21 protein-coding genes and 1 pseudogene are annotated in these 24,516 nt (G+C 55.0%); 8 read left to right on the forward strand and 14 right to left on the reverse strand.

The features are described 5' to 3' along the window. Positions 1–143: 143 nt before the first annotated feature. Positions 144–1,811 carry a glutamine--tRNA ligase gene (gene glnS / locus HV355_RS15670; RefSeq protein WP_010428641.1) on the forward strand — a complete coding sequence of 556 codons (1,668 nt, stop codon included), beginning with the start codon at positions 144–146 and terminating at the stop codon, positions 1,809–1,811. A 271-nt stretch (positions 1,812–2,082) separates the two neighbouring features. Here glnS and HV355_RS24280 read toward each other — a convergent pair. After that, positions 2,083–2,166: pseudogene (locus HV355_RS24280) on the reverse strand (methionine synthase); the annotation flags it as partial. A gap of 91 nt (positions 2,167–2,257) precedes the next feature. Between HV355_RS24280 and chiP the strand changes: the two are divergent. Both chiP and chiQ read left to right on the forward strand, forming a co-directional pair. Continuing rightward, complete coding sequence (gene chiP, locus HV355_RS15675; protein ID WP_120159152.1) at positions 2,258–3,655, forward strand: chitoporin; 1,398 nt, start codon at positions 2,258–2,260, stop codon at positions 3,653–3,655. Positions 3,656–3,702: 47 nt separating this feature from the next. Next, the gene (chiQ, locus tag HV355_RS15680; protein WP_010428646.1) at positions 3,703–4,029 is read left to right on the forward strand and encodes a ChiQ/YbfN family lipoprotein; all 327 of its coding nucleotides are present in this window, start codon (positions 3,703–3,705) and stop codon (positions 4,027–4,029) included. A 103-nt stretch (positions 4,030–4,132) separates the two neighbouring features. Here chiQ and fur read toward each other — a convergent pair whose 3' ends face one another. The 4 genes from fur to ybfF all read right to left on the reverse strand — a co-directional run bounded on the left by fur (position 4,133) and on the right by ybfF (position 6,746). Next, positions 4,133–4,579 (reverse strand): ferric iron uptake transcriptional regulator, encoded by a 447-nt coding sequence (fur, locus tag HV355_RS15685; protein WP_010428651.1) that lies wholly within the window; start codon positions 4,577–4,579, stop codon positions 4,133–4,135. 291 nt (positions 4,580–4,870) lie between these two features. Beyond that, entirely contained in the window at positions 4,871–5,401 is a 531-nt protein-coding gene (fldA, locus tag HV355_RS15695; RefSeq protein WP_089598899.1) for a flavodoxin FldA, read from the reverse strand. A 155-nt stretch (positions 5,402–5,556) separates the two neighbouring features. After that, entirely contained in the window at positions 5,557–5,844 is a 288-nt protein-coding gene (ybfE, locus tag HV355_RS15700; protein WP_010428654.1) for a LexA regulated protein, read from the reverse strand. A 128-nt stretch (positions 5,845–5,972) separates the two neighbouring features. Further along, positions 5,973–6,746 carry an esterase gene (gene ybfF / locus HV355_RS15705; RefSeq protein ID WP_182402569.1) on the reverse strand — a complete coding sequence of 258 codons (774 nt, stop codon included), beginning with the start codon at positions 6,744–6,746 and terminating at the stop codon, positions 5,973–5,975. 183 nt (positions 6,747–6,929) lie between these two features. On the opposite strand from ybfF, the gene seqA reads away from it, so the two are divergent. Beyond that, on the forward strand, positions 6,930–7,478 hold the full coding sequence (seqA, locus tag HV355_RS15710) for a replication initiation negative regulator SeqA (protein ID WP_010428659.1): 549 nt from the start codon (positions 6,930–6,932) through the stop codon (positions 7,476–7,478). 24 nt (positions 7,479–7,502) lie between these two features. Continuing rightward, entirely contained in the window at positions 7,503–9,143 is a 1,641-nt protein-coding gene (gene pgm / locus HV355_RS15715) for a phosphoglucomutase (alpha-D-glucose-1,6-bisphosphate-dependent) (protein WP_182402571.1), read from the forward strand. Between the two features lie 144 nt (positions 9,144–9,287). Here the strand turns inward: pgm and potE are convergent, their stop codons facing one another. From potE to kdpF, 9 genes are all read right to left on the reverse strand, one after another. Further along, the gene (potE, locus tag HV355_RS15720; protein WP_108415862.1) at positions 9,288–10,601 is read right to left on the reverse strand and encodes a putrescine-ornithine antiporter; all 1,314 of its coding nucleotides are present in this window, start codon (positions 10,599–10,601) and stop codon (positions 9,288–9,290) included. Further along, positions 10,598–12,796 carry an ornithine decarboxylase SpeF gene (gene speF / locus HV355_RS15725; RefSeq protein ID WP_182402573.1) on the reverse strand — a complete coding sequence of 733 codons (2,199 nt, stop codon included), beginning with the start codon at positions 12,794–12,796 and terminating at the stop codon, positions 10,598–10,600. Before speF ends, potE begins: the two co-directional genes overlap by 4 nt. Before the next feature lie 255 nt (positions 12,797–13,051). Beyond that, on the reverse strand, positions 13,052–13,156 hold the full coding sequence (speFL, locus tag HV355_RS15730; protein WP_003858645.1) for a leader peptide SpeFL: 105 nt from the start codon (positions 13,154–13,156) through the stop codon (positions 13,052–13,054). 278 nt (positions 13,157–13,434) lie between these two features. Then, a complete protein-coding gene (kdpE, locus tag HV355_RS15735; RefSeq protein WP_182402575.1) occupies positions 13,435–14,112 on the reverse strand; it encodes a two-component system response regulator KdpE in 678 nt (225 codons plus the stop codon). Then, positions 14,109–16,796 (reverse strand): two-component system sensor histidine kinase KdpD, encoded by a 2,688-nt coding sequence (gene kdpD / locus HV355_RS15740; protein ID WP_182402578.1) that lies wholly within the window; start codon positions 16,794–16,796, stop codon positions 14,109–14,111. Before kdpD ends, kdpE begins: the two co-directional genes overlap by 4 nt. After that, positions 16,797–17,372 (reverse strand): potassium-transporting ATPase subunit KdpC, encoded by a 576-nt coding sequence (gene kdpC / locus HV355_RS15745; protein ID WP_120159156.1) that lies wholly within the window; start codon positions 17,370–17,372, stop codon positions 16,797–16,799. It abuts the gene before it with no gap. Between the two features lie 12 nt (positions 17,373–17,384). Then, on the reverse strand, positions 17,385–19,433 hold the full coding sequence (gene kdpB, locus HV355_RS15750) for a potassium-transporting ATPase subunit KdpB (protein ID WP_010428671.1): 2,049 nt from the start codon (positions 19,431–19,433) through the stop codon (positions 17,385–17,387). 18 nt (positions 19,434–19,451) lie between these two features. Next, positions 19,452–21,131: a potassium-transporting ATPase subunit KdpA gene (gene kdpA, locus HV355_RS15755; RefSeq protein ID WP_182402579.1), complete on the reverse strand. Its 1,680-nt coding sequence runs from the start codon at positions 21,129–21,131 to the stop codon at positions 19,452–19,454. After that, positions 21,131–21,220 carry a K(+)-transporting ATPase subunit F gene (kdpF, locus tag HV355_RS24285; protein ID WP_014069365.1) on the reverse strand — a complete coding sequence of 30 codons (90 nt, stop codon included), beginning with the start codon at positions 21,218–21,220 and terminating at the stop codon, positions 21,131–21,133. Before kdpF ends, kdpA begins: the two co-directional genes overlap by 1 nt. Positions 21,221–21,529: 309 nt before the next feature. Here kdpF and HV355_RS15765 point away from each other — a divergent pair, with 309 nt between their 5' ends. From HV355_RS15765 to HV355_RS15775, 3 genes are all read left to right on the forward strand, one after another. Then, positions 21,530–21,736 carry a YbfA family protein gene (locus HV355_RS15765; protein ID WP_003858637.1) on the forward strand — a complete coding sequence of 69 codons (207 nt, stop codon included), beginning with the start codon at positions 21,530–21,532 and terminating at the stop codon, positions 21,734–21,736. A 599-nt stretch (positions 21,737–22,335) separates the two neighbouring features. After that, entirely contained in the window at positions 22,336–23,757 is a 1,422-nt protein-coding gene (gene phrB, locus HV355_RS15770) for a deoxyribodipyrimidine photo-lyase (protein WP_182402581.1), read from the forward strand. A gap of 10 nt (positions 23,758–23,767) precedes the next feature. Further along, positions 23,768–24,511: a type 2 GTP cyclohydrolase I gene (locus HV355_RS15775; RefSeq protein WP_120159168.1), complete on the forward strand. Its 744-nt coding sequence runs from the start codon at positions 23,768–23,770 to the stop codon at positions 24,509–24,511. Positions 24,512–24,516 lie beyond the last annotated feature (5 nt).

Genomic DNA, 24,516 nt, shown 5'->3' on the forward strand with positions numbered 1-24,516 from the left:
GATATCCTCCGCCGCTTTTTTTTGCAGCAAACGCCCCCATTATTTTCATCTGATACGTATTTTCCGTAACTAAGGGTTGTCACTACGTCCGGCTTATAAGATCATATGCCGTTATACGTTGTTTACGCTTTGAGGAATCCACGATGAGTGAGGCAGAAGCCCGCCCGAGTAACTTTATTCGTCAGATCATCGATGAAGATCTGGCCAGTGGTAAGCACACCACAATTCATACCCGCTTCCCGCCGGAGCCGAACGGCTACCTGCATATTGGGCATGCAAAATCTATCTGCCTGAACTTTGGTATTGCGCAAGATTATCAGGGCCAGTGCAACCTGCGTTTCGATGACACCAACCCAGTAAAAGAAGACATCGAATACGTTGAGTCCATCAAGAACGACGTGCAATGGCTGGGCTTCAGCTGGTCTGGCGATATCTGCTACTCCTCTGACTATTTCGATCAGCTGTACGCCTACGCTGTAGAGCTGATCAACAAAGGTCTGGCGTATGTGGATGAACTCTCTGCTGACGAAATCCGTGAATACCGCGGCTCGCTGACCGCACCGGGCAAAAACAGCCCATACCGCGATCGCAGCGTAGAAGAGAACCTGGCACTGTTTGAAAAAATGCGTGCCGGTGGCTTCGAAGAAGGCAAAGCGTGTCTGCGTGCCAAAATCGACATGGCCTCTCCGTTCATCGTGATGCGCGATCCGGTGTTGTACCGCATTAAGTTTGCGGAACACCACCAGACCGGTAACAAGTGGTGCATCTACCCGATGTACGACTTCACCCACTGCATCAGCGATGCGCTGGAAGGCATTACGCACTCTCTGTGTACGCTGGAGTTCCAGGACAACCGCCGTCTGTACGACTGGGTGCTGGATAACATCACCATTCCTGTGCATCCGCGTCAGTACGAGTTCTCTCGTCTGAACCTGGAATACACCGTGATGTCCAAGCGTAAGCTGAACCTGCTGGTCACCGACAAGCACGTTGAAGGCTGGGATGACCCGCGTATGCCGACCATCTCCGGTCTGCGTCGTCGTGGTTACACCTCTGCGTCAATTCGCGAGTTCTGCAAACGTATCGGCGTCACCAAACAGGACAACACCATTGAAATCGCTTCTCTGGAATCCTGCATCCGTGAAGACCTGAACGAAAACGCCCCGCGCGCGATGGCGGTGATCGACCCGGTTAAGCTGGTTATCGAAAACTACCCGCAGGGCGAGAGCGAGCTGGTGTCTATGCCTAACCATCCGAGCAAGCCGGAGATGGGTACCCGCGACGTGCCGTTCAGCGGCGAAATCTGGATCGATCGTGCTGACTTCCGCGAAGAAGCGAACAAGCAGTACAAGCGTCTGGTGCTGGGCAAAGAAGTCCGTCTGCGTAATGCATACGTGATTAAAGCTGAGCGCGTTGAGAAAGATGCAGAAGGTAACATCACCACTATTTTCTGTTCTTACGATGCAGAAACGCTGAGTAAAGATCCTGCTGATGGCCGCAAGGTGAAGGGCGTTATTCACTGGGTGAGCGCTTCCCACGCGCTGCCGGTTGAGATCCGTCTGTATGACCGTCTGTTCAGCGTGCCTAACCCAGGCGCGGCTGACGATTTCCTGGCGACCATTAACCCGGAATCACTCGTTATCAGGCAGGGTTACGCTGAGCCGTCCCTGAAAGCGGCTGAAGCGGGTAAAGCGTTCCAGTTCGAGCGTGAAGGTTACTTCTGCCTGGACAGCCGTTACAGCACCGCAGAAAAACCGGTATTTAACCGTACCGTCGGCCTGCGTGACACCTGGGCTAAGATCGGCGAATAATATTGCTGCTCTGGTCAAGGAGAAACAAACGCCGCTTATTGCGGCGTTTTTTTTATTTAATGATCATGGTATTAAGCCAGGGCTTAAAGATAAGCCGCTAAAATATCAGGTCAATGAGGTGCTACTTATTTTTCTAAAAAAAGTTTGTATTTTTACGAAATACAAAAAGGATGAAAAATAAACAGCGAATACCTGCGCTACCCGCTGAAATTTCTGATATTTCCCCGCCAATCCTCGCTCTCCTGTAAATGTTACAAAGCACTACGAATTATGTGCACTTCGTCATAATCCTGACTTTTGCCCACGGAAAAGCATTGATAATTCGCGTCGCGAAAAATAACCTAAAGGCGGTAGTTAATTCGAGGGTATTTCTAACTACCCCTGACCTTTTGGTCTTTTATATTTTCGCCGTTGAGGCGTTTTAATTCGTCAAAGAGGAATAATCTATGCGTACGTTCAGTGGCAAACGTAGTGCGCTGGCGCTGGCTATCGCCGGTGTGACAGCAATGTCGAGCCTGGCGATCACCCCAGAAGCTAAGGCAGAAGGTTTCATCGATGATTCTACCCTCACGGGCGGTATTTATTACTGGCAGCGTGAGCGTGACCGTAAAGACGTCACTGAAGACAAATACAAAACCAACCTTTCGCACTCGACCTGGAACGCCAACCTGGACTTCCAGTCAGGCTATGCCGCGGATATGTTCGGTCTGGATATTGCTGCCTTCACCGCCATTGAAATGGCTGAAAACGGCGACAGCGGACACCCGAATGAAATCGCCTTCTCCTCCAGTAACAAAGCGTATAAAGAAGACTGGTCTGGCGATAAAAGCGGTGTCAGCCTGTACAAGGCAGCAGCGAAGTTCAAATACGGCCCGGTGTGGGCGCGCGGGGGCTATATTCAGCCAACCGGTCAAACGCTGTTAGCGCCGCACTGGAGCTTTATGCCGGGTACCTACCAGGGCGCGGAAGCCGGGGCTAACTTTGACTACGGCGATGCGGGCGCGTTGAGCTTCTCCTATATGTGGACCAACGAGTACAAAGCACCGTGGCACATTGAGATGGACAAGTTCTACCAGAACGATAAGAAAACCAAAGTCGATTACCTCCACTCGCTGGGCGCAAAATACGACTTTAAAAACGACCTGGTCCTGGAAGCTGCATTTGGTCAGGCGGAAGGGTATATCGATCAGTATTTTGCTAAAGCCAGCTACAAATTTGATGTTGTGGGCAGCCCGCTGAGCACCAGCTACCAGTTCTACGGCACGCGCGATAAAGCCAGCAATGGCACCGTTAACGATATCTATGACGGCACTGCATGGCTGCAGGCACTGACCTTCGGCTACAAAGTGGGCCAGGTCGATTTACGTCTGGAAGGAACATGGGTGAAGGCAGAAGGGCAGCAGGGCTATTTCCTGCAGCGTATGACGCCAACCTACGCGTCCTCAAACGGTCGTCTCGATATCTGGTGGGATAACCGCTCTGACTTCAACGCCGATGGCGAAAAAGCGGTGTTCTTCGGCGCAATGTATGACCTGAAAAACTGGAACCTGCCTGGCTGGGCGGTGGGTGCATCTTACGCTTACGCCTGGGACGCAAAACCTGCGGATATGGCGACACCGGACGCGTACTACGATCCAAACTATCGTCTGAAAGAGTCTTCTTACAGCCTGGATGCGATCTACACCCTGCAGGATGGCCGCGCGAAAGGCACGATGTTCAAACTGCACTTCACGCAGTATGACAACCACTCCGATATCCCGAGCTACGCGGGCGGTTACGGCAACATCTTCCAGGATGAACGTGACGTGAAATTCATGGTTATCGCGCCATTTACTATCTTCTGATGAACACACCGGCGGGCAACGTCCCGCCGGTATGGAGACTGCACATGATGAAAAAAATCGTAATCGTCGCGTTGCTGGCATCAGGGCTGGTGGCGTGTGCTCAGACTGAGGCACCAAAAGAAGATTCCCGCCTGAAGGAGGCCTATAGCGCCTGTATCAATACAGCGGAAGGGTCGCCGGAGAAAATCGAAGCCTGTCAGAGCGTGCTGAACGTGCTGAAGAAAGAGAAAGCGCATGAGCAGTTTGCGACGCAGGAAAACGTCCGCGTGATGGATTACCAGGCCTGCATTCAGGCGCGTAAAACCGGTAACGATCAGGAAGTGGCGAAGCGTTGCGATAAGATCTGGAGCGATATTCGCAGTAACAATAAATAAGTTGCTTTACGCCCGGTGACGCAGCGCCACCGGGCTTTTTTTTGCCCAAAAACAGGCAAAAAAAAAGCCAACCTTATGGCTGGCTCAGAGTATAAACACGATATTATTTCGCGTCGTGCGCGTGGTCGTCTTCACGGCAATCGCCTTCAGCACAGTGACCATACAGGTACAGGCTGTGGTTGGTCAGGCGAATACCGTGACGTGCGGCGATTTCACGCTGGCGTGATTCGATGGAATCATCGCTGAATTCAATAACCTTGCCACAATCGAGGCAGATCAGGTGATCGTGATGGTGCTGCTGGGTCAGCTCGAAAACGGATTTGCCGCCTTCGAAGTTATGACGGGTAACAATGCCCGCGTCATCGAACTGGTTCAGCACACGATACACGGTTGCCAGCCCAATCTCTTCACCCATGTCGATAAGACGTTTGTATAGGTCTTCCGCACTGACATGGTGATTGTCTGGCCCCTGAAGCACTTCAAGGATTTTTAACCGAGGAAGCGTTACTTTCAGGCCAGCCTTCTTTAATGCGGTATTGTTGTCAGTCATGCGGAATCTGTCCTGTTGCTAAACGATTCACTTCTAAAGAAGAAGTGACAGAAAATGCACTTGGGATAATGCGTCTCATTATAGAACTGCCATGACTAAATGAAAACTGCAAGTCTCAAGCAAAGTATGCTTATAAAAACGTGGTATCACCAACAAACTTGTTCGATGGCATCCACTTTTTACCAGGGGGATATTGTACAGGTCTGAACGAAAAAGTTAAAAGTTTGTAGCAATTAATTTAATCGGTTTTACCTGGTAAGCGGGCGCAACCGGAGTTGCGCCACCGGGAAATCAGGCGTTAAGAATGTCGTCGAGGTTCAGTTCTTCGCGAACTTGCTTAACCCATTTCTCAACGCGTTCAGCGGTCAGTTCCGGCTGACGGTCTTCGTCAATGGCCAGGCCGACAAAGTGGTCGTCGTCTGCCAGGCCTTTAGAGGCTTCAAAGTGGTAACCCGCCGTTGGCCAGTGGCCGACAATCACCGCACCGTGTGGTTCAATGATGTCGCGGATGGTGCCCAGTGCGTCACAGAAGTATTCTGCGTAATCTTCCTGATCGCCACAACCGAACAGCGCGACCAGCTTACCGTTGAAGTCAACTTCTTCCAGGGTTGGGAAGAAATCGTCCCAGTCACACTGCGCTTCGCCGTAGTACCAGGTCGGGATACCCAGCAGCAGGATGTCATAGCCTTCGAGATCTTCTTTGCTGCTCTTGGCGATGTCGTGCACATCGGCAACGTCTTTACCGAGCTGTTTTTGAATGTTTTTTGCGATATTTTCGGTATTGCCGGTATCACTGCCAAAGAAAATGCCGATGATTGCCATGAGTAAAATAACCTCTTGAAACTTAATGGTATGGTGGCGCAATTTGTCCACGGATAAGGGCAATAATAGCAGAACAGGCAACCCTGCGGAAACAGCTATCGCGCAGGACTGCACTCTGTGCTACATGAAAAGGGTCATAAAGGGGATTTTCAGACTTATGCCTTGCTGCGCAATGTCTCAAGTTGGGTGATTAACATCTCTTCAATCAGTTCGCTGCGGCTGATGTTACGCGCCTCGGCCAGCTCATTTAGTGCATCGACAGCATCGGCGTTCAGCTTCAGTTCGACACGCTTAAGCCCACGATTTTTATCGCGTTTAAGCTGGTTGCGTTTATTGATACGCAGCTGTTCATCGCGCGAGAGCGGATTCGTTTTCGGTCGTCCCGGTCGACGCTCATTCGCGAACAGATCTAGTGTCGTACGGTCCGTTTGTTCTTTGGCCATGATTCTGAGACTTCGGGGGAAATACGCCGCCCTGCTAATGCCCGGGCGATAAGCGCGCCATCATACATCACCGAAAACGGCACGCCAACGACTGGAAGCCCACAACCTTCCAGTCGCTCTCTTTTTAATCAATTTGCAGTATCAGAGAGATAGCGACGAATGGCGCGCAGCACGGCGTCCGGTTTTTCGGCGTGAACCCAGTGCCCGGCACCGGCGATCACATGGGCGCGAGCCTGCGGGAATTGGGCCAGCAGCGTGTCGCGGCAGGCATCGGTAACGTAAGGCGAGTTTCCGCCGCGAATAAAGAGGGTAGGGTGTGGCCACGCGGGGACGTTTTCCCAGCCCACGATGTTGTTGTATTGCGCCCAGAGCACCGGCACGTTAAAACGCCATTGCCCGTCGACAAACGACTTCAGCAGGAACTGCACGACGCCTTCTTCATCCAGATGCTCACGCATTACGGCGGCGGCCTGTTGGCGTGTTGCGACGCCCGCTTCTGTGACCGCATTAATAGCGGCGAAAATCTCATCGTGACGGCGGACGTTGTAATCCACAGGCGCGACGTCAATGACAACCAGCCCGTTGATACGCTCTGGCGCAAGCGCCGTCAGGGCCATCACCGCTTTGCCACCCATGGAATGCCCGATCAGCGTTACCTTCTGCAGGTTATGTGCATCCAGCGTATCCAGCAGATCCTGCGCCATCGCCGCGTAGGTCATCTCGTCGGAACGCCTGGAAAGACCGTGATTGCGCATATCAACCTGTAAAATATCGTGGTCGGAAACCAGATCGCGCGCCAGCACGCCCAGGTTATCGAGGCTACCAAACAGCCCGTGAACCAGTACGATGGGAGAATTATTGTTCGGCGATTGTGCAGATTGCGCTCGGGTATTCAATTTCATGGCAAAGTTCTTTTTTTACGTATGTCAGGTTAGGGTATCATGTTGACCATTCTGCCGCCCGGCTGCAAGGATCCAGTTTAATCTGACTTTTGCCGCCTGCCGGGTTTGACGCTATCCGCTGTTGGGATTTGACCTTATAATCCCAACGACTTGTATTCAGATAAGATATCGCACTGGATTAAGATGAAAACAATCGAAGTTGATGACGAACTCTATCAGTTTATTGCCAGCCAGACGCGGCATATCGGGGAGAGCGCGTCCGACATTTTACGGCGCATGCTTAAAATTTCCGCCGCCTCACAGCCTGCCACCCCTGTCACAAAAGATGTCGTGTCTCAGCCGAGCGTTGTTGCACAAGCAAAACCTGCCGTGATACCGGCAAAAGATAAAGTGCGCGCAGTACGTGAACTGCTGCTGTCTGATGAATACGCAGAGCAGAAAAAGGCGGTTAACCGCTTTATGCTGGTGCTGTCTACACTTCATTCACTGGATAACAAAGCGTTTGCTGAAGCGACCGAGTCGCTCCACGGTCGCACCCGTGTCTATTTCGCGGGCGACGAACAGACGCTGTTACAAAATGGCAATCAAACCAAACCTAAACATGTCCCTGGCACACCGTACTGGGTCATCACCAATACCAATACGGGCCGCAAGTGCAGCATGGTTGAACACATCATGCAGTCCATGCAGTTCCCGGCGGAATTGATTGAGAAGGTTTGCGGTACAATTTAACCCTTGCATCAAAAGGACCAGGCAATGGCAAATCACAGCCGTGCAGGCCAACCTGCACAACAAAGCGATTTGATTAACGTCGCTCAACTGACCGCGCAGTATTACGTGCTGAAGCCGGTCGTGGGCAACGCAGAACACGCAGTGAAGTTCGGCACATCTGGTCACCGCGGTAGCGCGGCGCGCCATAGCTTTAACGAACCGCACATTCTGGCCATTGCCCAGGCCATCGCGGAAGAGCGCGCCAAAAATGGCGTCACCGGTCCATGCTACGTGGGGAAAGATACTCACGCCCTGTCTGAACCGGCGTTTATTTCCGTACTGGAAGTGCTGGCAGCGAACGGTGTGGATGTGATTGTTCAGGAGAACAACGGTTTCACGCCAACGCCTGCGGTCTCTAACGCAATCCTCGTACACAACAAAAAAGGTGGCGCACAGGCTGACGGTATCGTCATTACGCCATCTCATAACCCGCCAGACGACGGTGGCATTAAATACAACCCGCCTAACGGTGGCCCGGCAGACACCAACGTCACCAAAGTGGTGGAAGACCGTGCGAACGCCCTGTTAGCCGACGATCTGAAAGGCGTTAAACGTATCTCTCTGGATGCCGCCATGGCGTCCGGTCATGTGAAAGAGCAGGATCTGGTTCAGCCGTTCGTGGAAGGGCTGGCGGATATCGTCGATATGGCGGCCATCCAGAAAGCCGGTCTGAAGCTGGGCGTGGATCCGCTGGGCGGCTCCGGTATCGAATACTGGAAGCGCATTGCAGAGCACTACAAGCTGGATCTGACCATCGTGAACGATCACGTCGATCAGACCTTCCGCTTTATGCACCTCGATAAAGACGGCGCGATCCGCATGGACTGCTCCTCCGAGTGCGCGATGGCGGGTCTGCTGGCGCTGCGTGATAAATTCGACCTGGCGTTTGCTAACGACCCGGATTATGACCGTCACGGTATCGTCACCCCTGCCGGGCTGATGAACCCGAACCACTATCTGGCCGTCGCCATTAACTACCTGTTCCAGCATCGCCCGCAGTGGGGCAAAGAGGTGGCTGTTGGTAAAACGCTGGTCTCCTCCGCGATGATCGACCGCGTGGTCGAGGCGCTGGGCCGCAAGCTGGTGGAAGTGCCGGTGGGCTTCAAGTGGTTCGTTGACGGTCTGCACGACGGCAGCTTCGGCTTCGGCGGTGAAGAGAGCGCGGGGGCATCTTTCCTGCGTTTCGACGGCACGCCATGGTCAACCGATAAAGACGGCATCATCATGTGCCTGCTGGCGGCGGAAATCACCGCGGTCACCGGTAAGAACCCGCAGGAACATTACAACGAGCTGGCGGAGCGTTTTGGTGCGCCAAGCTATAACCGCATTCAGGCTGGCGCGACCTCTGCTCAGAAAGCCGCTCTGTCCAAACTCTCTCCTGAGATGGTCAGCGCAAGCACCCTGGCGGGTGACCCGATCACCGCGCGCCTGACGGCGGCGCCGGGCAACGGTGCGTCTATCGGTGGTCTGAAAGTGATGACCGAGAACGGCTGGTTTGCCGCGCGTCCATCCGGTACGGAAGATGCGTACAAAATCTATTGCGAAAGCTTCCTCGGCGCTGAGCACCGTCAGCAGATTGAGAAAGAAGCGGTAGAGATTGTCAGCGAAGTGCTGAAAAACGCGTAAGTCGTGATCTGGTGCGGGCTGATGCCCTCACCCCGGCCCTCTCCCACTGGGAGAGGGAGAAAACATTAAAAACGGCAACCCTTGGGTTGCCGTTTTGCATTGACCTCGTAGGCCCGGTAAGCGCTAGCGCCACCGGGCTTTTTTTTAACTATGCTTATTCTTCAATTCAAACCGCGGTGACACCAGACCGTACAGCGTCCAGCCCATAAAGGTCACCATCGCGCCATACAGCATCGCTTCCTGGCCGGATGAGTAGAGCGCGTAGAAGCTATAAATCGCCCCAATCAATGCTACTACGTTCGCAACCTTCGCCTTGCGTGGATCAACCTTCGCGACTTTCTGAATAATCACCAGCGCCGCCATCGACAGAATGTACGGAATGATATTTGTCACAACCGCCAGGTTGACCAGTACGTTGAACTGGCTGTTCAGCGATGGGCTAATGGTCATCAGCGACAATCCGCTCTGGAAGATGACAATCGCCAGCATGCCCTGCACCGGCGCATCGGCTTTGCTTACGCGGGAGAAGATTTTTGGGAAGTAACCTTCATCTGCAGAGGATTTAAACACCTGCGCGATGGTGAACTGCCAGCCGAGAAGGGAACCGCAGCAGGACATCACCATCAGACCCATAATCACTTTCCCGACTTCCGGCGTGAACATCTGCGCGAAAGCCAGCCCGAACGGCGCCGTGGAGTTTGCCAGATCCATATTCGGTACGATGCCCGCAATCACGTTAGTCGAGACGATATAGATCACCGCCGCGCCCAGCGTGCCGCCGAGGACCGCAATCGGCACGTTCTTTTCCGGATTCTCTACCACTTCCGCGTTCGCGCAGGCGGATTCCAGACCGAGGAAGGCCCACAGCGTCATGGCGATAGAAGAGCCCACTGCGGTAAAGAACGGCACGTGGTGCGGGTTCCAGGAGTTGGCGTACAGCGTCGGGCTAAACCAGAACCAGCCGATGATGCACAGGCCGACAACCGGGATAATCACGCCCCAGACGGTGATGCTGCTGAGCTGTCCGGTGATACGCGCGCCGCCAAAGTTAGCCACGGTGCAGATCCACAGAACCCCGATGGTCGCCAGCCCAATCTGTACCGGGCTGAGCGTCGCGCCAAACAGCTCCGTACCGTAGCCCACCGCAGAGATGGCAATCGCCACGTTGGCGATCAGCAGCGACACCCCGTAGGTATAGTTGGCCATAAAGTTGCCCGACTTGCCAAAGGCGTATTCGGCATAGCCGCCCATGCCGCCAGACTTACGGCTGAACATCCCGCACTTGGCAAATGCCCACGCCAGCGCCATTGAGCCGACTGCCGTTACCAGCCAGGAGATAATCGAAATGGTACCCACTTCTGCGAGCTTGGTGGGCAGCATGATAATCCCGGAGCCCATCATGTTTACCATGGTAAGGATAGTCAGCTGCACCACGCCCATCTTATTGGACTTACTCATAATTTCTCTCCTTTCAGCAGCGCGGGCTGAGCGGCGGGTTGTTTGATGACATTGCAGCGAACCTGTTTGCGACCCTCACACTCCTCGACGTACACACCCTGCAGCTCCGGCGCGAAGCCCGGCAGAAGGTTGATGCCTTCTTCCAGGGCGGCAAAGTAGCGCAGCACGGAACCGCCCCAGACTTCCCCAGGGACAACACACAGCACCCCCGGTGGGTAAGGCAGCGCACCTTCGGCGGCGATGCGGCCTTCCGCGTCGCGCAGGGAGACCAGTTCAACTTCACCGCGCAGATAGGCGTAGTTCGCGTCCTGCGGGTTCATCATCACGCGCGGGAAGTGAGACTTGCGGAACATCTCTTTCTGCAGCTGTTTCACGTTGTGGCGGGCGTACAGGTCATGCATTTCCTGACAGATTTGGCGCAGGGTGTAACCGGCGTAACGCTCCGGATGCTGTTTGTAGAGAGAAGGCAGAACTTCTTTCAGCGGTACATCGCTCTCGAGCAGTTTTTCGAAGCGCACCAGTTGAGCAACCAGCTGCTGCAGTTTTCCCATGTCCTCCGCAGGCGTGAGCAGGAACAGGATCGAGTTGAGATCGCATTTCTCCGGCACGATGCCGTTTTCACGCAGGAAGTTGGCGAGGATAGTGGCGGGCACGCCGAAGTCCTCATATTCCCCGGTGCGGGCGTTGATGCCCGGCGTGGTCAGCAGCAGCTTGCACGGGTCGATAAAATACTGGTGCTCAGCGTAGCCTTCAAAGGCGTGCCAGCGTTCACCCGGCACGAAGTGGAAGAAGCGCAGATCGGTCGCAATGTCCGCCGTGTCCCAGCTTTCCCACGGACGGCCATCCACCGTTTCCGGCACGAACGGGCGCAGATACTGACAGTTCTCCAGGATCAGCTTGCGCGCCTCGATACCGTTCACCACGCAGTCCATCCACATGTTGCGCCCGCTCTGGCCTTCATGCATACGGGCGTTGATGTCCAGTGCGGCAAACAGCGGATAGAACGGGCTGGTGGAGGCATGCATCATAAAGGCATTATTCAGCCGCTTATGCGGGACATAGCGCTGTTGCCCTTTGATATGGCTGTCTTTCTTGTGGATTTGCGAAGTCTGCGAGAAGCCTGCCTGCTGTTTGTGCACGGACTGAGTGACCAGGATCCCCGGATCGTTTTCGTTCAGCTCAAGCAGCAGCGGAGAGCAGTCGGCCATCATCGGAATAAACTGCTCGTAGCCCACCCAGGCAGAGTCAAACAGGATGTAATCACACAGGTGCCCAATCTTATCCACCACCTGACGGGCGTTATAGATGGTGCCATCGTAGGTACCCAGCTGGATCACCGCCAGACGGAACGGACGCGCATCGCGTGCACGGCCAGGCGCCACCTCTGCCACCAGCTCGCGTAGATAATTTTCTTCAAAGCAGTGGGCGTCAATGCCGCCAATAAAGCCGTACGGGTTGCGCGCGGTTTCCAGATAGACCGGCGTTGCGCCAGCCTGGAGGAGGGCACCGTGATGGTTAGATTTGTGGTTGTTACGGTCGAACAGCACCAGGTCGCCCGGCGTGAGCAGGGCGTTTAGCACCACTTTGTTGGATGACGAGGTGCCATTCAGCACGAAGTAGGTCTTGTCGGCATTAAAGACTTTTGCCGCATGCTGTTGGGCAATGCACGGCGCGCCTTCATGAATGAGCAGATCGCCCATTGCGACGTCAGCATTACACAGATCGGAGCGGAAAAGCGTCTCACCAAAGAAGTCGACAAACTGATTACCGGCTGGATGACGACGGAAGAACTGTCCTCCCTGATGCCCCGGGCAGTCGAACGCGCTGTTGCCCTGTTTAACGTAATCGACCAGGGCGCGGAAGAACGGTGGACGAAGCTGGGTTTCGTACTTCAGTGCAGCCGCTTCCAGCTGGCGTCCATAAAAATCGTTGCTGGTGTCTGAATACTCAAATACGCCATGAATGCGCGATAAATAGTCTGCCGGAATGAATTCTTCTTTGTGCGTCGCGACAAAAACAGGAATGCCAAAACCGGTGGCTTCTATTTCTTCCAGAATACCGCTGGCAATATCCGTGACCGCCAGAACAATGGCGGCAACATCAATATAATCAGAAGCGCGGACATCCACCAGTTCACGCTGGGTAGTAAAGCAATCCGGACATGCACGGCTGGCTGCGATTTTTAAACTTTTCATCTTTCTCTCTTTATTTTAGGTAATAAGCGTCCCTCGATTTCTTGCAAGAAAGAAATCGATAATTTTCCGGAAAAAAAAGCAAAGGATGACCGCTGATTAAAATCAGTGAATTGCTTTTTTGATGATTGAAATTCAGTCCGCCCGGTGCGGATGAGTCTGAATCAAGATGAGTGAGCGCACGAGATCACAGGCAATAGCCTGTAAAATAAGGTGTTTCAGGATGACCTGTAAGCGAGTGCGCCAGAAGTCGAAGGACTACCGGGCATTAAAGAGATGAAAGTCAAAGCAGTTTCGGTGGGCAAACATCATGATATGTGTTGTCCGCCTTATATGGGGCATTAAACGATTGTTGTTTTCCATGTTTCATTTTCCTTTCAGTAATTGAAAGCATGGTCATTTTATCCAGGAAATGGCGATTAACTGTGAAGGAGATCACCGTTAACCGATCATTTCACAAATAATTAGTCGTTTTTGATGAATAACGCAGATCAAAATGCTGTTTTGTTGATGATGTGTTAATACTGTGTTTGTTTAGTGTTTTTATTGGACGGAAATAATCCGTAAAATAACGGTTGGATTATTTTTACGGCTATTTTGGAAGGTGGTTTTCTTTATTTGAAATTAATTTGAATAATTATTCAAATCATAAAACGATAACCGATACCGGTTTCAGTTAATAAATGGCGAGGGCGCGCGGGGTCAACTTCAAGTTTTTGACGAAGGTGTCCCATATAAATGCGTAAATAGTGACTATGCTCGACGGCATTGGGTCCCCAGACCTGGCTTAACAGCTGGCGCTGAGTCAGCACCTTGCCATGATTGTTGAGCAAAACGGCAAGCAGACGGAACTCGATAGGCGTGAGGTGGATCTCTTCTTCTGCCCGGGTGATGCGTCGAGCGGCAAGATCGACCTGAATGTCACCGAAGGTATACACCGGGTCGGAAGGCGTCGTTGCACTATGACGACGCAATGCGACGCGAAGCCGGGCCTGCAACTCACCAATGCCAAAGGGCTTGATAAGATAGTCGTCTGCACCTGCATCCAGCGCGGCGATTTTATCCGCTTCTTCCGTTCGTGCAGAAAGCACCAGAATCGGCATTTGGCTCCACTGACGAACCTCACGGATAAAATCGATGCCATCCCCATCCGGTAGCCCCAAATCGAGGATCGTCAGGTCCGGCTTGCGCGTCGCGGCCTCAATTAACCCCCGTTGAAGCGTACTGGCTTCATGAACGCGCAGGCCGTCGGCTTCCAGCGCGGTACGCAGAAAACGGCTTATGGCGAGCTCATCTTCAACAATCAGGACGTTAATCACAAATCCTCTGGTAATTCATCAAGTTCTGGTGGGGTATCAAGTGGAAGTGTAACACAAAAATGTGCGCCGCCTTCCGGACGGTGCTCTGCCGAAATGGTGCCGCCATGCACGTCAATAATCGCTTCGCAAATAGCGAGACCCAGACCAACGCCGGGGATCGCGGATTCCTTATTGCCGCGCGAAAATTTTTCGAAAATGGCCTTTTCCTGCCCGACCGGAATACCCGGCCCGGTATCCCAGACTTCCAGCTGCAGCGTTTGTGCGTTCACCGTGGCATTAATGCCAATCTGTGCTTTCGCCCCCGCATATTTAGCGGCATTTTCGAGCAGGTTAATCAGCACACGCTCGAACAGGGGGCCATCAACGTGAATTAGCGTCAGCGGTTCAGGCATGTTCAATGCGATATGGCGGCCGCCCAGGCCGGGCTCCAGCATTTTCAGCGCGCTTCCGACGACCTCTTCCAGCGTGAGCCACTCTTTTTTGAGGTTAAACCCGCCAGACTGAATGCGCGCCATATCCAGCAGGTTATTCACCAGCCGCGTGGTATTTAGCACATGCTGGCGGATTTCGCTGGCCTGCATCGCATGTTTTGAGCCTTCTGCAGCCAGGTCCAGCGTCAGGATCTCTGACTGACCAAACAGCACGGTGAGTGGAGTGCGTAGATCGTGAGAGAGCGCCGCCAGTAATGAATTTCGGATGCTTTCGCGCTCGCTTGCCAGCCGCGCCTGCTCTTCGCTGGCGGTGAGTGCCAGCCGTTCGAGCGCGCTGGCGACCAGCAGGGTGAAGGTTTCCAGCAAACGTTGCTGTTCGGGGATCATCAGCTGGCGCAGATTGGTCGGCTCAACGATAACCAGCCCCTGATTTTTATCCGCACTGCGTAGCGGCAGGATCTGATAAGGCACGCCTGGCAGAGTGTCCGTTCCTGCGCCTGCGGGCAGCCCTTTATCAAAACTCCATCGCGCAATGGCTTCATCCCAGGGCGTCATGCCGGAGGCGGAGGTGAGCGGACGAAGGTTGCCATGCTCGTCCGGGAGCAAGATAAGATTACTGGCGTTAAACGTAGAGCGAATAAATTGCTCGCTGGTCTGGACAATATCCAGCGGCGTGCGGCCGACTGCCAGCGATTTGGACATCTCATAGAGATGGCGTGTACGCTGCTCGCGATAGCGTGCAATACGCGCCTGATAGCGAACGCCCGCCGTCAGATTACCAATCACCAGCCCGACGGTGAGCATCACGCCAAAGGTGAGAATGTACTGCACGTCGGACACGGCAAGCGTTCCGCGCGGGGCAATGAAGAAAAGATCGAAGCTGACAACGTTGATGACCGTCGCCAGCACGGACGGCCAGCGTCCGTAGAAGAGCGCCACCACCACCACGCCGAGCAGGTAAATCATCACCAGGTTGGCGGCGTCGAAGGCGATCAGCCACTGGCTGGCAATCACGGTAATCAGGGCGCAGAGCACGACGGCGACAAGGCAACCGCGGATCTGGATCCGCCATTTATCACCAAAGGCGCGGGCATCCGGCGCACGGTTGGGCAGGGGCGTGGGCTTGTCATCCAGCGCCACGATCACCAGATCCAGGTCCGGCGCGCGGCGGGCCAGCTTATCGGCGAAGGATTCACGGCTGAACCAGCGGCGGTGCTGGCGACGACCAATGACAATTTTTCCGAGGTTATGCTCGCGCGCGTAGCGCAGGATGGCTTTATCTTCCTGAGGATCGGAAAGGGTGGCGGTTTCGGCACCCAGCTCCTGCGCCAGCCGCAGCGAGCTGAGGATGGCGCGCCGCTGATGTTCGGGCAGAGCATGCAGCTGCGGCGTTTCGACATACACCGCATGCCAGACGCTGCCAAATTTCGCTGCAAGCCGCGCGGCGGTGCGGATCAGTTTCTCATTGCCGCTACCGTGCCCGATGCACAGCAGAATGGCGTCGCGGGTGTGCCAGACGCGTTCTTGCCCCTGCAGGTCGCGCCAGGCGCGCATCTGGTCGTCAACGCGGTCGGCGGTACGGCGCAGGGCCAGCTCGCGCAGGGCAATCAGGTTGCCTTTGCGGAAGAAATGTTCGATGGCGCGTTCGGCCTGACCGGCAATGTAGACTTTGCCCTCGTGCAGGCGCTGGCGCAGGTCGTCCGGCGGCAGATCGACCAGCACCACCTCATCGGCGGAGTCAAAGAAGGGATCGGGCACTGTCTCTCGCACCTGAATGCCGGTAACGCCGCTCACCACGTCGTTCAGGCTCTCCAGATGCTGGACGTTAACGGTGGTGAACACGTCGATGCCGGCTTCCAGCAACTCTTCCACGTCCTGCCAGCGTTTCGGATGACGCGAGCCTGGCGCATTGCTGTGTGCCAGTTCGTCCATCAGGATAAGTGCAGGACGGCGGGCGAGGGCGGCATCGAGATCGAACTCCGTGACCAGCCGTCCACGATGGCTTATACGTCGTGGCGGCTGTGTGGCAAGTCCTTTCAACAGCGCCGCGGTCTCTTTACGGCCATGGGTTTCCACCACGCCGATGAGAATATCGAGCCCCTGCGCCCGAAGCCGCTGGGCTTCCGTCAGCATGGCGAAGGTTTTCCCGACGCCTGCGCAGGCGCCAAAGAAAATTTTCAATTTGCCGCGATGGGCTTCAGCCGTCTGTTCTAGCAGCCTGTCCGGATCCGGGCGCATGGGCTCGTCGGTCATTTAGTTTTTCCTTAGCGCGTCCAGCGCCAGATTCAGCTCAACAATATTCACTACCGGCATGCCGATGAAGCTGACCAGCGGCTTTTGCGTATGCTCAGCGACCAGCTGGCTCACCTGCTCAATGGTTAACTGACGGGCCGCAGCCACGCGCGGAATTTGCCATGCCACAGCCTGTGGCGTCAGGCTGTAGTCCAGCCCGCTGGCAGAGGCGGTGACCAGTTCAACAGGGACTTCACGGCTGGCCTGCGGGTTGGCGGCGCGCAGGGCGGCAACGCGTTCTGCAACGGCTTTATCCAGCTCCGGGTTGCTGCCCGCCAGGTTACTGCCGCCTGATGCCATCGGATTATACGGGCTTTCCGCGGTGGCGGAAGGGCGGCCCTGGAAGTAGCGAGCGTCCGTAAAGTTCTGACCAATCAGGCGTGAACCGCGGGATTCTCCGTTCTGGATAATCTGTGAGCCGTTAGCCTGGTCCTGGAACCACCACTGACCCAGCGCGGTGGTCACCAGCGGGTAAAGCCCGCCGGTAATAAGAGACAGCAGAATAAATAACAGTATAGCGGGACGTAACATCGTCATTTGATTCACCTTTTAGACCAGCCCGAACAGCGTCAGGAGCACGTCGATAACCTTAATACCAATAAAGGGCACAACCAGCCCGCCCAGACCGTAAATCCACAGGTTGCGGCGAAGCATGGCGGCCGCCGTCAGCGGCTTATAGCTCACCCCTTTCAGCGCCAGCGGAATAAGAAAGACAATGATCAGGGCGTTAAAGATAACCGCACTGAGAATGGCCGATGCCGGGGAGTGCAGGTGCATCACGTTCAGCGCATTCAACTGTGGATAGGTTGCCGCAAACGCCGCCGGAATGATGGCGAAATACTTCGCCACGTCGTTGGCGATGCTGAACGTGGTCAGTGAACCACGCGTCATCAGCATCTGTTTACCGATGTGCACTACCTCAATCAGCTTGGTCGGGTTAGAGTCGAGGTCAACCATGTTGCCCGCCTCTTTTGCCGCCTGCGTGCCGGAGTTCATCGCCACCGCCACGTCGGCCTGCGCCAGGGCAGGGGCATCGTTGGTGCCGTCCCCGGTCATCGCGACCAGACGGCCTTCAGCCTGATACTGGCGGATCAGAGCCAGCTTCGCTTCCGGCGTCGCTTCAGAAAGAAAATCATCCACGCCCGCTTCGGCGGCAATGGCGGCTGCGGTAAGACGGTTATCCCCGGTGATCATCACCGTTTTGATGCCCATTTTGCGCAGTTGAGCAAAACGCTCCTTGATGCCGCCCTTAACGATATCCTTCAGGGCAATCACGCCCAGCACGTTCGAGCCTTCCGCCACCACCAGCGGCGTGGCCCCCTGTCGGGCGACGCTTTCGACCAGTTTGTCTACTTCAGGCGGGAAGTGGCCGTTGTTGGCTTCGATATGGCGACGGATGGCGTCAACGGAGCCTTTACGAATCATTCGGTCCTGAATGTTAATCCCACTCATGCGGGTCTGCGCGGTGAAGGGGACGAAAGTGGCGTGCAGGCTTTGCACGTCACGCTGGCGCAGATTGAAACGCTGCTTAGCCAGAATCACGATGCTGCGACCTTCCGGCGTTTCATCGGCCAGAGAGGAGAGCTGTGCGGCATCCGCGAGCGTTTTTTCATCCACGCCCGGTGCGGGCAAGAAATCAGAGGCCTGGCGGTTACCGAGGGTGATGGTCCCGGTTTTATCCAGCAGCAGTACGTCGACGTCACCGGCGGCTTCAACGGCGCGTCCGCTGGTGGCGATGACGTTCGCGCCCAGCATACGGCTCATCCCGGCGACACCGATAGCGGACAGCAATCCGCCAATGGTGGTTGGAATCAGGCATACCAGCAGCGCCACCAGTACGGTGATGCTGACCGCCGTGCCGCCATAGGCGGAGAACGGCCACAGCGTCGCGGTTGCCAGCAGGAAAACGATAGTCAGGGCGACCAGCAGAATGGTCAGCGCAATCTCGTTCGGCGTTTTGCGACGCTGCGCGCCCTCCACCATGGCGATCATCCGGTCAAGGAATGTTTCGCCCGGGTTAACGCTGCACTGGATCACCAGCCAGTCGGAGAGAATGCGCGTCCCGCCCGTCACGGAGGCGAAGTCACCGCCCGATTCACGAATAACCGGCGCGGATTCCCCGGTAATGGCGCTTTCATCTACCGATGCGCCCCCTTCGATAACTTCCCCGTCGCAGGGGATGATGTCGCCAGCTTCCACCAGCACCACGTCACCTTTACGCAGTTCATCTGCCGGAACGTGGTCCATCTGCGCGCCGTGTTTAGGTTCACGTAATTTGCGCGCGAAGGCGGTTTTTTTGACCCCTTTCAGGCTGTTAGCCTGTGCTTTACTGCGCCCTTCCGCCAGCGCTTCTGCGAAGTTGGCAAACAGCACGGTAAACCACAGCCACAGGCTGATGGCACCGGTAAAGAGTGCATTACCCGGAAGATGCCCCGTACCCATCGCAACTGCCAGCGCGGTGGTGAGTAAACTCCCTATCCAGACGATAAACATCACCGGGTTGTGCCACTGCACGCGTGGGCTCAGTTTTTTCACCGCATCCATGAGGGCCTGACGAACTAACGTCGGTTCGAGCAGGGCCAGTTGTTTACGACTCATGACAAATTCTCCGCAAAATCAGCGTAAAGAGAGGGTTTCCGCGACCGGGCCTAACGCGAGGGCGGGGATAAAGGTCAGGGCACCGACCAGCAGCACAGTGCCAATCAGCAGGCCGATAAACAGCGCGCCGTGTGTCGGTAACGTACCGGTGGTGGTCGGTTGGATTTTTTTACTCACCAGCGCTCCCGCGATCGCCATCACTGGCACAATCACGCCGAAACGCCCCACGAACATGCAAAACGCCAGCAGACAGTTCCAGAACGGTGAGTTAGCGCTTAAGCCTGCAAAGGCGCTGCCGTTGTTGTTGGCGGCAGACGAGACGGCGTAAAGCACTTCGCTAAAACCGTGAATGCCTGGGTTAAAGATGCCGCTGCGTCCGGCGTCGGTCATCAGCGCCAGCGCGGTGCCGATCAGAACGAGGGCAGGGGTGACCAGAATCGCCAGGGCGGTTAATTTCATCTCGCGGACGTCGATTTTTTTTCCCAGATATTCCGGAGTACGGCCAATCATCAAACCGGCGATGAATACGGCGAGCAGAACGAACAGCAGCATACCGTACAGCCCCGAGCCGACGCCGCCAAAGACCACTTCGCCAATTTGCATTAGCCACATTGGGATCATGCCGCCGAGGGCGGTAAAGGAGTCGTGCATGGCGTTAACCGCCCCGCACGACGCCGCCGTGGTGACCACCGCATACAGGCTGCTGGCGAGAATGCCAAAGCGGCTCTCTTTGCCTTCCATATTGATGTTGCTGTTGGCACCCAACTGCATGAAGTGGCTGTTACCGTTCCATTCGGCCCACATCACCAGCGCCACGCAAACCACGAAGATTAGCGACATTGCCCACAGCAGGGTGCGCCCCTGACGGCGATCGTTAACCACATCGCCAAAGGCAAAACACAGCGCGGTGGGGATCAGGAAGATCGCCAGCATTTGCACCATGTTGGTCAGCGCCGTTGGGTTTTCAAAGGGATGCGATGAGTTGGCATTGAAGAACCCGCCGCCGTTAGTGCCAAGCATTTTAATCGCTTCCTGCGAGGCCACTGGCCCCATCGGCAGGAGTTCTTTTGCGCCTTCCAGTGAGGTATATGGGGCATAAGGCAGCACGTTTTGCAGGGATCCTTGCTGGATAAAGAACAGCGCAATCAACAGTGCCACAGGCACCAGCACCCACAGGGTTATGCGCGTCAGATCGACCCAGGCGTTGCCCAACGTGCCAATGTTCTGACGAGCAAATGCACGCGTCAGGGCGAAGATCACCGCTATCCCGCTTGCCGCAGAGAGGAAGTTTTGCACGGTTAAGCCAGCCATCTGACTGAAATAGCTGAGCGTGGTTTCACCGGCATAGGATTGCCAGTTCGTGTTGGTTACAAAGCTTACCGCTGTGTTCAGCGCCAGATGCCAGGACAGGCCCGGCAGCTGCTGCGGATTAAGCGGCAGGCTCCCCTGCAGCATCAGCATGGCGAAGAGAACAACCAGCCCGACGATGTTTAGCAGCAAAATGGCCATCAGATACTGACGCCAGTTCATCTCCCGATCGTCTATTCCCAGTACGCGCCAAATCCCTTTTTCAACGCTTCCCGTGCCGGGCAAGGGGATGTTGTTGATCAGCCGTGCCAGTCCTGTTCCCAATGGCCTTGCCAGTACGAACAACACCAGTAAAAAGCTGGCGATAAGCAAAAACGCCTGAGCAGCCATCAGAATGCCTCCGCATTAATCAGGGCGTAGACCAGATAACCCAATAACAGGAACACCAGCACAATGCCGGCAATCAAACCTGCACTCACAATCCACCTCCGGGTGACATTTGTATTTGTGCTAAAGGTAGGATTTACGGCGCAAAGATTTCGCAAAAATCAGGCGGGAGGGTGTAAAAAAAGTATAAAAATGGAGATACCCACAATTTAACTATTGATAAGTAAATCGTTAACTTTTTTGTAACTTAATTACGGTGTGAATGTAAATATTCACTAAATGGATAAAAATAAGTGGTCGGATGAGTAGTAAAATTACAAACAAAGCGATATTATTTTAGCCAGGTCACAGATTTTGAATTTTCCGGATGACGTTTCCGGCCAACTATAGGGGAGAAAAATATGGATCTTTATAAAGAGTTTCCGGCTCATATCATTTTCATGCGTCGCACTTTCGCCGTAGTGGCTGGCGTGCTGGCACTGCCGGTAATGCTGTTCTGGAAAGATCGGGCACGTTTTTATAGCTATCTGCACCGCGTCTGGGCGAAAACCAGCGAGAAGCCGGTGTGGATGGATCAGGCCGAGAAAGCGACCTGCGATTTCTACTGATACGAAGACTACACACAGCAATAAAAAAACCGCCTACAGCAATGTGGCGGTTTTTTTGTCCCTCGGGATTCGCGGTCCGTTGGGTGGCTTTCAAACTCTCGTCAGAGGCTTACAAGAATATCTCGGGTCCTTAAGTAATCAAACTGCAACGCCCTAAATATAATCTTAAAAACCTTTTCAGTGGATTACGTTTTGTCCCTGGGCCAACTACTATGCAGCGTCCCTTTCCGCCATCTCGCACATGGGCGCCGGTCCCGGGAGAGGTGTTACCACAACCGTAAGTCAGGCTCTCGTCAGAGCTTGTGTCCACCGACTTATCACCGGTGGTGAACGGTGGAGCGGTTAGCTGCAGGGACCGCATAATGAAACGCTATTTTTGCATCGCGTTCATTGTCGCCAGCGTACTCGTTGTGAAAAGTGATGAACCGACCGTGTTTGTTGCATTTACCACGATAGCGCAGGACAAGTAGCGTTAAGGCCGCCTCGGGCGGCCTTTTTTATTTCATCCCGTCTACACTTCATGGCAAAGTAGTTCAATGCATGCTTTTTCCTTTTACGGCATGCCCTTACGGACATAATGGACAATTGCCTGGAGTTTTATGCCCACCCATCTGGTTTGGTTTCGCGCGGACCTGCGCGTACATGACAATATCGCCCTTGCGGCAGCCTGCCGCGCCAAAGACGCTAACGTACTGGCACTGTTTATGGCTACGCCCGAGCAGTGGCGGCAGCACGATATGGCCCCCCGACAGGCGGCCTTGCTCCGGGCGTATCTGAACGATCTGCAGCACTCGCTTGCCGGAAAAGGCATACCGCTTCTCTATAAAGAGGTGAGTGATTTTGCCGCGCAGCTCCAGACGCTGCAGGAGATCTGTAAGCAGCATGACGTCAGGCATCTTTTTTATAACTACCAGTATGAATTCAACGAGCAGCAGCGGGATCGTCAGCTGGAGAACGTGCTGGAAGGGATCGTCTGTGAAGGGTTTGACGACAGCGTGATGCTGGCACCGGGCAGCGTGATGACCGGCAACCACGAGATGTATAAAGTTTTTACGCCGTTTAAAAACGCCTTTATCAAACGCCTGAAGGAGGCGCTGCCGGAGTGCGTTGCCGCGCCTGCCGCGCCTGCCGCGCGGGGCGAGCCCGTGACGGATTTGCCAGAGCTGACGTTTGATTACCCTCAGCAGGCGTTTGATGAAACGTTGTTTCCCGCCGATGAGAAAGCGGCCATTGTCCAACTCCGGCAGTTCTGTAAACAGAATGCGGCTGATTACGAAGCGCGTCGGGATTTCCCCGGCGTTGAAGGCACCAGCCGTCTGTCGGCCTGTCTCGCGCTGGGTGCGATCTCTCCCCGCCAGTGTTTGCATCGCCTGCTGGCAGAACAGCCGCAGGCGCTGGACGGTGGTGCAGGGGCTGTCTGGCTCAATGAACTTATCTGGCGCGAGTTCTATCGCCACCTGATGACGTATCACCCTGATTTATGTAAACATCGCCCATTCATTCAATGGACTGATAATGTAAGGTGGCAGTCGAATGATAAGCAGCTCAGAGCCTGGCAATCCGGACAGACGGGTTTCCCCATTGTCGATGCCGCCATGCGTCAGCTCAATGAAACCGGATGGATGCACAACCGCCTGCGGATGATTACCGCCAGCTTTCTGGTGAAAGATCTGCTTATCGACTGGCGTATCGGAGAGCGCTATTTTATTTCTCAGCTGATCGATGGCGATCTCGCGGCGAATAACGGTGGCTGGCAGTGGGCGGCCTCCACCGGTACCGATGCGGCTCCCTATTTTCGTATTTTTAATCCGACGACGCAGGGACAAAAATTTGATGCGGACGGCGAGTTTATCCGCCAGTGGGTACCTGAACTTAACGTTGTCCCCGCGAAAGCGATCCACGACCCATGGGCATGGGCGGATAAACAGGGCGTAAAGCTCGATTATCCCCGTCCGGTTGTCGACCACAAACAGGCACGCGTCGCCACGCTGGCGGCGTACGAAGCCGCGCGCAAAGTATGAGAGAGTGATGATGAAAAACAGCGAACTGGAAAGCCTGATTAACGAAAAACTGAACAGCGCCTCCTTCAGCGACTACGGCCCGAACGGCCTGCAGGTGGAAGGACGCGAAACGGTGCAGAAAATTATCACCGGCGTGACGGCAAGCCAGGCGCTGCTGGATGAAGCCGTGCGTCAGGAAGCCGATGCGGTCATCGTTCACCACGGTTATTTCTGGAAGAACGAATCCCCCATTATTCGCGGCATGAAGCGCAACCGCCTGAAAACATTGCTGGCAAATGACATCAACCTGTACGGTTATCACCTGCCGCTGGATGCGCACCCGGAACTGGGTAACAACGTGCAGTTAGCGCAATTGCTGGGTATTACCGTGATGGGGGAAATCGAACCGCTGGTGCCGTGGGGCGAACTGGCGATGCCTGTTCCGGGTCTCGAGCTGGCGTCGTGGATCGAAGCGCGCCTCGGACGTCGTCCGCTGTGGTGTGGCGACACGGGGCCAGATACCGTGAAGCGTGTAGCCTGGTGCACCGGGGGCGGGCAGGGCTTTATCGATAGCGCCGCGCGTTTCGGCGTCGATGCCTTTATCACGGGGGAAGTGTCTGAGCAGACGGTTCACTCCGCCCGCGAGCAGGGGCTCCATTTTTACGCGGCAGGTCACCATGCAACCGAACGAGGCGGCATTCGCGCCCTCAGCGAGTGGCTGACGGAAAATACCGATCTGGATGTGACCTTTATTGATATCCCCAATCCGGCCTGATGAGA

The organism is Enterobacter sp. RHBSTW-01064 (assembly GCF_014103035.1).
GTDB classification, from domain to species: domain Bacteria; phylum Pseudomonadota; class Gammaproteobacteria; order Enterobacterales; family Enterobacteriaceae; genus Enterobacter; species Enterobacter mori.